The sequence below is a fragment of the Geobacillus sp. ZGt-1 genome, from assembly GCF_001026865.1.
GTDB classification, from domain to species: Bacteria; Bacillota; Bacilli; order Bacillales; family Anoxybacillaceae; genus Geobacillus; species Geobacillus thermoleovorans.
In genome coordinates, this window is the sequence record NZ_LDPD01000018.1 from 82,662 (window position 1) to 92,830 (window position 10,169).

Genomic DNA, 10,169 nt, shown 5'->3' on the forward strand with positions numbered 1-10,169 from the left:
CGCTTGGCTATAGCCCAACGTTTTGTTGTCGTTTACAGTATGCGGCATGATAACGCACTTTATGCATCAAACTGAATATCCCTTTGCTTGATGTGCGAAACTATCGGTACAAGCATCCTTTCCCCACTATATCACCTCGTTTTTCCCTCGCACTTGTTTTCCCGATATGATAACTGGAAGGGGAGAGATGTATATGCGCCGGATCACGGTTTTTCGCTTCTATCTTTGCACATTGTTTTTGTTATCGTTGCCGATCGTCTTAGCGGCCGCGGCTGCCTGGCAGCCATCCAGCCAGCCGAAAACCGCCGTCATCGCCCACCGCGGCGCGTCCGGATACGCGCCGGAGCATACGCTCTCATCCTACCGCCTTGCCGCCCGCATGCAGGCGGACTATATCGAAGTCGATGTGCGCGCAGCCAAAGACGGGAAGCTCGTTGCTCTGCATGATGCGACGCTCGCCCGGACGACAAATGCCGAAACGGTCTACCCGCGCCGTGCTCCGTGGCGGGTAAAGATTTTTCGTTCGCTGAACTGAGGCGGCTGGATGCCGGGTCGTGGTTTCATCCACGCTTTGCCGGCGAGCGCATCCCGACGCTTGATGAGGTGATTCAGATGCTGAAAGCGGAGCGTGTGGAAGCCCCGTTGTACATCGAAACGAAACAGCCCGGCATCGAAGAGGCGGTCGTCCATCTATTGAAAAAACACGGTTTCCTGCAACAGCGCCGCGTCATGTTTCAATCGTTCCACCCGGAAAGCTTGCAAGCGCTCCGGCCGCTCATCCCGCACGGCATTCGGCTCATTCAATTGGTCGGCGAGAAGGAAGCGCACAGCGGCCGCGACGAGCTGCTGCAACAAATCGCCGTCTATGCCGATGGCATCGGCTTGCCGCTTTCGGCCGTCACCGAAGAGTGGGTGCGCGCCGCCCATGGCCGCGGGCTCATTGTTCACGTCTATACCGTCAATGAACCACACGATCTCGCTCGCCTATGCGCCATGGGCGTTGACGGCCTGTTCACCGATTATCCAGACCGCCCTGGCCGCATTGCCGCCTGCCGTCGTCTGCCCCGCCATTGACCGGCCTTCAGGGAGCCAGGGGGAGCTTATTGTTTACATAATGTTATTATGGTTAATAAAAACGAAAATCGTTCCCATTTGACCCGATTCGGTGTATCATTTGAGAAAAAGGAGGCCAGATCATGTGGACGATCATCGATTACGAAAACGGCCCATTTACCGTGACGACGGACCGCCGCCGCGTCCAGCTTGAGCGCGTGTTTGACTTCCTTGCCCGCTCGTATTGGGCGAATGAGCGCAGCCGCGAAACGATCCTCAAATCGCTTGACCATTCGCTCTGCTTTTCCCTTTTTCACGGCGACAGGCAAATTGGCATGGCGCGCGTCATCACCGACCGGGCGACGTTCGCCTATCTGTGCGACGTGTTCATCGATGAAGCATACCGTGGGCAAGGTCTCGGGAAATGGCTGTTATCATGCGTGCTCGCCCATCCTGATGTCGCCGCTGTCCGCAAGGTGATGCTCGCGACCAAAGACGCGCACGGGCTGTACAGGCAGTTCGGCTTTGCCGCGCCGAGCGAGCCGGAGCGGTTGATGGAGCGGATTCAAGAGCCGCGAACGGAGTAAAGGGCAAAAAAAGGCGGGCCGCCATCGGTCCGCCTTTTCGCCAAACCTCCCATCCCCCAACGCCTGTTGCCTTCGTCACCGCTTCGGAAACTGAAACGACAATTTCTTCTCGTTTTCATCCCAAACGAGTATGGCGTCAAACGTTTTCCCGCCTTTTTTAAACCCTTTTATGACATTTGTTTTCCCTTGCGCCAGCAGCTTTTTCACATTCGCCGCCGAAATCGATTTGCCGAGAATGCGTTTGGAGATCGTAAACGAGCATTTTGTTTTCGCGTACTGGTCGCAACCGTACAACGTTCCTTTGTCGATGACGGTCCCGCCGCAAAGCGGGCACGGCCCAAGCTTCTCACCCATCGTTTTTTTCTTCCTTGTCCGCTGGATCGAGGCGGTGTCAACCCCTCTGAAATTCCAATTCGGCGCGGCGGCGATGGCGTCAGCGACCACTTTTTGCGCCAACTTTTTCACCTGTTCCATAAAGGCGGCGGGCGAGGCGCTCCCTTCGCCGATTTCGCTTAAGCGCTGCTCCCATTTCGCCGTCATTTCCGGCGAGGCGAGGATCGTGCCGCCAAGCGCCTCGATCAACACTTTCGCCTTGTCGGTCGCGTACACGAGGTTCTTTTTCACTTCAATATACTTCCGCTCTTTCAGCATGGTAATGATCGCCGCCCTTGTTGCTTCCGTGCCAAGCCCTTCCGTTTTGGCGAGCACTTTTTCCAGTTCCTCATCGNNNAAAAATTTTCCCGCCGTTTTCATCAAGGTGATGAGTTCGCCTTCTGTATACCGTTTCGGCGGCTCGGTCTTCCCTTCTTTCACCTTTACAGCGGCCGCTTTCCCCGCCTCCCCTCGCTCAAGGGGAGGCAGCGCAGCATCTTTCTCCTCCTCATGCGGGCGGATGACCGCGCGCCATCCTTCCTCGACGACCTGCCTTCCTTTCGAAACGAAGCGAGCCCGACCGTCAACGAGCGTCGTGACGGTCGTATAATCGATGACCGCCGCCTGGTGGTGGGCGGCAATCAAGCGGCGGACGACCAAATCATACACCTTCCGCTCGTCGTCCGACAGCTTCTCCGGGGCAACAACTTGTTCAGTCGGGATGATCGCGTAGTGGTCGGTGACTTTTTTCTCGTTTACATAACGCTTATTCTGTAAAATCGACGGCTGCGGCAGCGGAAAATACGGCGCGTACGCTGGAAACGATGACAACTTTTGCAAAATGGCAGGGAACGTTTCCGCTTCCCCTTTCGTCACATGCATCGAATCGGAACGCGGGTACGAAACGATCCCTTTTTGGTAGAGCGATTGCAGCACATCAAGCGTCTTTTTCGGCGAGAAGCGGTACAGCTTGTTCGCTGTCGCCTGCAGCGTCGATAAGTTGAACAACAGGGGCGGCTGATACGTTTTCCGCTCCGTGCGGACGTCGGCGACTTCCGCCCGTTTTCCTTGGCAAAAGGCAGCGATCTTTTTCGCCATCTCCTCGTCCCCAAGACGCGTTTGGCCGTTTTTATCCGTCCATTTTCCTTCATAACGCTTGTCGCCAATGACAAACGAGGCGACAACTTCCCAAAACGGTTCAGGGCGGAACTGCTCAATTTCCCGTTCACGCCGGACGATCAGCGCCAATGTCGGCGTCTGCACGCGCCCGACGGAAAACACATCATTCATCCCGCGCTCTTTCAGCAACAGGCTGTACACGCGCGAGGCGTTCATGCCGACGAGCCAATCCGCGCAGGCGCGAGCGTACGCTTCCTCATAGAGCGGGCGCGTCGTCTGCTCATCGAGCAGGCGGCGGAACCCTTCCTCGATCGCCTTCGGGGTCAAGGACGACAGCCAAAGCCGCTTCATCGGCTTGTTCACGCCGCTTAGGCGGATGAGGTTGCGCACAATGAGCTCCCCTTCGCGCCCCGCGTCGCCGGCATGGATGATTTNCGTCACTTCCGGCTTTCGCAACAGTTCCTTGACCACTTGAAACTGTTTCGCCTTCGCTTTTTCGATCTCATACTCGAACCGTTCCGGGATGATCGGCAACGTGTTGAGCGTCCATCGCTTCCACTCCGGCCGATACCGCTCCGGCGGGGCGAGCTGGAACAAATGCCCGATCGCCCATGTCATATACGCCCCGTCGGGAAACAAGTCATTCGGCAAAATTTCGATATAGCCTTGCCGTTTTTTCGTCCGAAAAATCGAGGCGAGCGTCGCCCCTTGGTCCGGCTTTTCCGCGATAATGACTTTCATCGCCCTTTCCCCTTACGGCACATCATGCCCCATGGAGCTTTGCAAAATGGCGAACCATTGCTCGCGGGAAAGCGACAAAGACAGCGCCCGCACCGCCCGCTCGATGCGTTCTTGTTTCCCCGAGCCGACAATCGGCATCATCCGCGCTGGATGAACGAGGAGCCACGCGTACAGCACTTCGTCGATCGTCTCAGCGCCCACCTCACCCCGCACTTGTTCAAACGTCCCGCGCAGCCGCACCGCCCGGTCATCGTCAGCGGAAAAAATCGCTCCACCGGCGAGCGGCGACCATACCATTGGCGGAACGCGCTTCTCAAGGCAAAGGTCAACTGTGCCGTCTTCAAGATTTTCCAACCGATACGCCGATACTTCGATTTGGTTGGTCACGAGCGGAAACGGCAAATACGACTGAAGCATTTCCCACTGCGAACGTTTAAAGTTCGAGACGCCGAAATAGCGCACTTTTCCGTCCTGTTTCAGCTGGCAAAACGCCTCGGCCACCTCTTCTGGATTCATGAACGGATCCGGACGGTGAATGAGCAAGACATCGATATAATCCGTGCGGAAATTGGCGAGCGACTGCTCGACCGAGGCGATGATATGGGTTTTGCTTGTATCATATAATTTCATCCCGTATTTTGGCGGCCGCTTGATGCCGCATTTCGTCACAATCTCGATCTGACCGCGCAAGCTTGGCTTTAACGCCAGCGCTTCGCCAAAGCGCGATTCCTTTTGGGTCAGCCCCTTTCTCATCATGAACCTCCCCCACTTATCGAAGTGGGGGTTTCCTGTTTCCCCTTCGGAGGTGGATGCATGATAGGCTGGTTGGCAGCCTATCTGCAGGCAACACCTGGCACCCGTCCCGTTGGGAGCCACAGGCAACATGAGTATCCATGATACTCAAGGGCGGGAACTCGCCATCTACGACTTCATACCTAAGCAATCCGTCGATACGTAAACGGTTTGACCGTAAATTCCAATGGGCGGATTTCACCATAATATACTTTGGCAAATAAATTCATTGCCCCATGGATATCACGGTGTCGTTTGTACCCGCATTGACATGTATAATTTCTAGAAGAAGATTTATTTTTCTTCCCGCAAACAGGGCATGTTTGCGAGGTATAACTTTCATCTTTTTTCTCGATTTGAATTCCTTCGGCATTCAATTTGTATTTGAGATAATCAAATAATTTTCCAAACGACCAATTGGATAATTTCTGATTGGTCTTTTTGTTTCGTTTCTTTTTCGTATTCCGTTGGATTCCTTCGATATCTCCAATGACGACTTCTTTCACTTGGTTTTCCAAACACCAACGAACAAATTGTCTCGTGGTTTTGTGCAGTGCATCCTTTAGTTGTGCCTCTGATTTCGAAAGTACATATTGTTTCGCCCGATTGTACTTTTTCCATTGTTTGGAGCCTGTTTTGCATCTGCTCATGAGTTTTTGCAGTTCTTTTAATTTCTTGTTTCTCAACCGATGAATGCTTCTTATTTTTCTTCCCGTGATAATGAGGCTTTCCCCATTTTCACAAATGGCTGCGATGGTGTGAATTTCCCCTGGGTCAATAGCAACACGGTTTTTACATGGATTTTCTTTTGGTTTTTTCCCATCTTCATACGATAAACAAAGCCACAAACCACGGTCATAGACCAACTCGATTTCTTTGACTTTTCCGTTTGGAAGTTTCTCTTTGTCGATTTTCACCACCAAAGGAGATTGTCGTTTTCGATTCCAAATTCCTAGCGACAGTTCCAACGTTCCGTCTTCATGCAAAACAAACCCATCTTTTGCCCATTTCGTGTTGAAATGTTTTTTCTTTTTGTATGGATATTTGATTTTTTCTCCTTTTTTCCGTGCTTCTTTTGCCCCATCACGGGCAAAGATATATTTATGCACAACCGCCTGGATGCTTTGGCTGTGGATAGAAAAACGACCTTTTGTTGCTTTTTGCAGTTCCGTTTTGGTTATCCATTTTCCTGTTTCCAAATGATGTTCTTTTGCCAAACGAAGGCATTCGTTCCAAACTTCTGCGGAGATACGATTGCATTCAAATAGTTTTTGGATAACTTCTTTCTTTGCCCGAAAACGGGTTTTCAGCGTTCGATACATGGTTTCACCTCCTATGTTTATTGTATTCTATTGCCATCCAAAGAAGAAAGAGAAAAACAGAAAAACCGAACGCCATTCATCCCCCACCTGTAGAGGTGGGGGACTTCTGGCTGATTTATGTTAAATGAAGAACTCATAATACGCAGGTGGCGGGAGTATGTCATTCGGAACTCATTTTCTATTGTTTTCTTGCTTGTTCTGTTTCCCTTGGCCTGCCGGATGGTCGGCTTTCACTTGCGGTGCAGCTGCCTGCTTCAGTTGTTGTGAATGGGAAACCGAGACACGAGACTCTGTTTGTTTGTTCACAGCAACCGCCGCTTGGTGTTTTTGACCGTTTGCTTTGGCGCTGGCAGCAGTTTTATGGTACATATTCCCTTTTGTTTCTATCTTGATCGCTTGCGTGGGGGACGAGTTCGTTTCTATTTTTGTGCTGGTGTTCGTTTGTTCATTTTGTTGAACCGCTGTCTCGTCTTCCGCCGGTGCGCTATTTTTCGACTGTGAGAGCGAAAAATCAGGCGAAAGAAACAGAAAAATAGGAAAGAAAGGGAAATGGTGAGAGTTCCTTCACGGTTTGGCAGTCAACCGCTTGTTTGCTATAATGGAAACAAGTTTGACAAAGACGATATCCGAGGCGGCTCCTGCCAATTTGTTTGGTGGGAGTTTGTTTTTGCGATGAGCGCCCGGCAGGGGAAAACGGGATGGCCAATGCCATGCCGAGCGAAAACGAAAGGAGCAAACCGGTTATGACGGAGCGGGTGGATGATATTGTTGAGGTTTGTTTATTAGCGGGAAAATTGATGCTTGAAAGCGGCGGAGAGACGTATCGGGTGGAAGATACAATGACGCGCATCGCTGCTTCGTTTGGCATGCCGCGCTCCCATGGTTATGTCACACCAACGGCCATTATTTTTTCTGTTGAAGGGACAGACTCAACCAGATTGATCCGCATTTCCGAGCGTTCGACTGATTTAGCGAAAGTGGCGGTCGTGAACGATATTTCACGTGTAGTCGCCGTAAATATCAGCATGGTCAAACGTCGTAATGCCGCGCTCAAGACAAAATTCAATGAGCCCGAGCAGCTGCTCGCGCGAATAGCCCCAGTCCGCAAGCCGACAACAGCCGTGAATGAGGCGGGAAAAAGTCAAATCGTCCGCTAAACGGATTCGTTCCATTGATCGTCTCCCTTTCTTTTTTTGGTTTTGGCTAAAATCGTTCCGCTTGCGCATACTACCAACAAGAGGAAAAAACGGAAAGGACGTGATGATATGAAGCGCTGGCTTCTTGGGCTCGCCGCCGTGCTTCTTTTGGCCTCCCCATGGCCGACATCAGCCGCCGAAACTGCATACGAATGGAATGTGGCCGACATTTACCCATCCGAACACGAATGGATGCGCGACTACAAGACGGTGAAAAACGCCTTGCCGAAACTGGCGGCGTTTGAAGGGAAGCTTGACGATGCGAAGACGATCGCCAAACTGTTCGCCCTAAACGAACAAACGGCCCGCAAGCTCGAAAAACTGTCGCTTTACGCCCATTTAAAACGCGATATCAACATTGAAGATGAAACGGCGGCCCGGCTCGGGGCAAAAGTGGAAGCGCTCGCCGCCCAATATGCGGCGAAAACAGCGTTTATCGAGCCGGAACTGCTCGCCCTACCCGAGCGGACGCTCAGGAAGCTCCAAAAAAGCAAACCGCTGAAAGCGTACCGCTATTACTTCCATGAGTTGCGTGAGCAAAAGCCGCATACGCTCACGAAACGCGAAGAACAGCTGCTCGCGAAACTATCGCCGGCGCTCGGCGAAGCGGAGAACATTTATGACCACGCCGCCCGCGGCGATTACGAGCCGCCATCTGTCAAGATGCCGAACGGAAAGACAGTGACATTGACCGACGACCAATACGCCGCCATGCTCGAGCACCCGGACCGCCGCTATCGAAAGGCGGCGTTTGAAGCGAAAGCCAAAAGTTATGAAGCCATGGAACAAACCGCAGCCGCGACGCTGTATGCCTCGGTCAAAGCGGATGAATTGTATGCGAACGTGCGCCGCTATCCATCCGGCCTTGCCGCCGCGCTGGCCGCCGATGACGTACCAAAGGAAGTGTTCGATCACTTGATCGCCGCCACTCGCCGCCACTTGCCGGCGCTTCACCGCTATGTCGAACTGCGGCGGCGCGCGCTCGGGCTTGACCGCGTCCATAGCTATGACTTGTACGTGCCGCTCGTCGGCGAAACAATGAAACCGATTCCGGTCGAAACGGCGAAGACGCTCATAGTGGAAGGACTCAAGCCGCTCGGCGCCGACTATATCAAACAGGTGCACCGAGCGTTTCAAGAACGATGGCTTGATGTCTTCCCGCGCCCGAAAAAATATACCGGCGGCTACAACACGGGAGCGTATGACACCCATCCGTTCATCTTGCTCAATTACAACGGTTCGCTCGACAGCGTATTGACGATGGCCCACGAGCTTGGGCACGCCATGCATTCCGTATACACGAACCGCGCGCAGCCGTACCATTATTCCGGTCATTCGATTTTCACCGCCGAAGTCGCCTCGACCGCGAACGAATGGCTCATGCTCGATTATTTGTACAAACAGGCGAAAACAAAAGAAGAAAAACTCCGCCTGCTCATCGAACAAATCGAGCAAATCCGCGGCACGTTGTACACGCAAGTGATGTATTCCGAATTTGAACGGATGATTCATGACAAAGTGCGCCAAGGCGGCAGTCTGACAGCGGACGAACTGAACCATCTTTGGCTTGGCCTGCTCAAAACGTATTACGGCCCGGCGTACGCCGCCGATCCCGGCGCCGCGCGCGGCTGGCTGCGCATCCCGCATTTTTATGACGCCTTTTATGTATACAAATATGCCACTTCGCTCGCGGCGTCGTACACCATTGTGAGCGACATCCAAACCGATACAAGCGGCAAGGCGGTGAAGCGGTACAAACAATTTTTGCGCTCCGGCGCATCCGATGATCCGATCCGTCTGCTCAAGCGAGCCGGAGTGGATATGACAAGCCCCGAACCGATCGAGCGGGTCTTAGGTCATTTCGCCGAACTCGTTGACGAACTCGATCGACAGCTGCCAAGCCAAAACCGTCAGCGGTCTACATGAAAGAGGTGTCCCGCGCCGTTCGGGACACCTTTGTTATTGCGGCGGAAAAAAGAATATCGCTTTGCGCTGCAACGCGCCGAACCGGTTAAGGCGGTCGATCGCGCGCAAAGCGACACCATGCGCTTGCCCCGCAGCCAAGGCGGTTTATTCACTTAAAGATGCACCTGCAATTTTTTCTTTCACCTTGCGGATGTTTTCCATCTTATTGTCCCAGCACGCTTGGCTCAAATCGACGGGATATTGCTCGGGATTGAGCGTCCGTTTGTACTCCTCCCAAAACAAGCGCAAGCTTTCTTTCGCATACGCTTGAATGTCCGGAAGCGGGGGCGACGTATACACGAGCCGGCCGTTGTCGAAGATCGTCACATGCAAATCACGCGCTTCGAAATTGGTGACGAATTTGCTGATGAACGTGTACACCGGATGGAACATTTTCAGCCGCTCTTCTTGCTGCGGGTTTTCGCTCTCTAAGGCGATGTAGTCGCCTTCCGCTTTATGGTTGATTTTGTTGACGATGCGGTACACCCGCTTCAGCCCCGGCGTCGTCACTTTCTCTGGATTGCCGCTGATTTTGATTGTATCGACCATCTCACCGCGTTCGTTTTCAATCGCCACCATTTTGTACACGGCGCCGAGCGCTGGCTGATCGTACGCCGTAATGAGCTTTGTGCCGATCCCCCACACATCGATTTTCGCCCCTTGCGACTTCAAGTTTAAAATCGTATCTTCATCCAAATCGTTCGAGGCGAAAATTTTCGCGTTCGGAAATCCGGCTTCATCGAGCATTTTCCGCGCTTCCTTCGACAAATAGGCGAGATCGCCGCTGTCGATGCGGATGCCGATAAAGTTGATTTGGTCGCCCAGCTCCTTCGCGACGCGAATGGCGTTTGGCACCCCGGACTTCAACGTATCGTACGTATCGACGAGAAATACGCAGTCTTTATGACGGCGTGCATACTTCAAAAAGGCGGTGTATTCATCCTGATACGCTTGAATCATCGAATGGGCGTGCGTTCCGGCGACCGGAATGCCAAACAGCTTCCCGGCGCGCACGTTCGATG

General features: G+C 52.9%; 7 protein-coding genes and 5 pseudogenes. 4 read left to right on the top strand and 8 right to left on the bottom strand.

Annotation, left to right across the window (positions count from 1 at the left end):
• Positions 1 to 193: 193 nt before the first annotated feature.
• Positions 194 to 1,074, top strand: a pseudogene (locus VU18_RS07815) (glycerophosphodiester phosphodiesterase family protein).
• Between the two features lie 122 nt (positions 1,075 to 1,196).
• Positions 1,197 to 1,640: a GNAT family N-acetyltransferase gene (locus VU18_RS07820; RefSeq protein ID WP_014195907.1), complete on the top strand. Its 444-nt coding sequence runs from the start codon at positions 1,197 to 1,199 to the stop codon at positions 1,638 to 1,640.
• Positions 1,641 to 1,715: 75 nt separating this feature from the next.
• Here the strand turns inward: VU18_RS07820 and VU18_RS19710 are convergent.
• The 6 genes and pseudogenes from VU18_RS19710 to VU18_RS07840 form a co-directional block, all read right to left on the bottom strand.
• The coding region (locus VU18_RS19710; protein WP_236687323.1) for a type IA DNA topoisomerase at positions 1,716 to 2,367 on the bottom strand (652 nt) is incomplete at its 5' end.
• 3 nt (positions 2,368 to 2,370) lie between these two features.
• Positions 2,371 to 3,565 (bottom strand): annotated as a pseudogene (locus VU18_RS19715) (DNA topoisomerase); the annotation flags it as partial.
• Between the two features lies 1 nt (position 3,566).
• A pseudogene (locus VU18_RS19720) lies at positions 3,567 to 3,872 on the bottom strand (DNA topoisomerase III); the annotation flags it as partial.
• Positions 3,873 to 3,884: 12 nt separating this feature from the next.
• Positions 3,885 to 4,625 carry an aldo/keto reductase family oxidoreductase gene (locus VU18_RS07830; protein WP_369793565.1) on the bottom strand — a complete coding sequence of 247 codons (741 nt, stop codon included), beginning with the start codon at positions 4,623 to 4,625 and terminating at the stop codon, positions 3,885 to 3,887.
• Positions 4,626 to 4,807: 182 nt separating this feature from the next.
• Complete coding sequence (locus tag VU18_RS07835) at positions 4,808 to 5,986, bottom strand: RNA-guided endonuclease TnpB family protein (protein ID WP_047757899.1); 1,179 nt, start codon at positions 5,984 to 5,986, stop codon at positions 4,808 to 4,810.
• Positions 5,987 to 6,157: 171 nt separating this feature from the next.
• Positions 6,158 to 6,355 (bottom strand): hypothetical protein, encoded by a 198-nt coding sequence (locus VU18_RS07840; protein WP_033005152.1) that lies wholly within the window; start codon positions 6,353 to 6,355, stop codon positions 6,158 to 6,160.
• 374 nt (positions 6,356 to 6,729) lie between these two features.
• Between VU18_RS07840 and VU18_RS07845 the strand changes: the two are divergent.
• Positions 6,730 to 6,999 (top strand): annotated as a pseudogene (locus tag VU18_RS07845) (threonine/serine exporter family protein); the annotation flags it as partial.
• Here the strand turns inward: VU18_RS07845 and VU18_RS19725 are convergent.
• Positions 6,988 to 7,158, bottom strand: a pseudogene (locus VU18_RS19725) (oxidoreductase); the annotation flags it as partial. The pseudogenes VU18_RS07845 and VU18_RS19725 overlap by 12 nt on opposite strands.
• 93 nt (positions 7,159 to 7,251) lie before the next feature.
• On the opposite strand from VU18_RS19725, the gene pepF reads away from it, so the two are divergent.
• Positions 7,252 to 9,108, top strand: coding sequence for an oligoendopeptidase F (gene pepF, locus VU18_RS07850; RefSeq protein WP_047757900.1), 1,857 nt, complete (start codon positions 7,252 to 7,254; stop codon positions 9,106 to 9,108).
• 144 nt (positions 9,109 to 9,252) lie between these two features.
• Here pepF and pncB read toward each other — a convergent pair.
• The coding region (pncB, locus tag VU18_RS19730) for a nicotinate phosphoribosyltransferase (RefSeq protein ID WP_047757928.1) at positions 9,253 to 10,169 on the bottom strand (917 nt) is incomplete at its 5' end.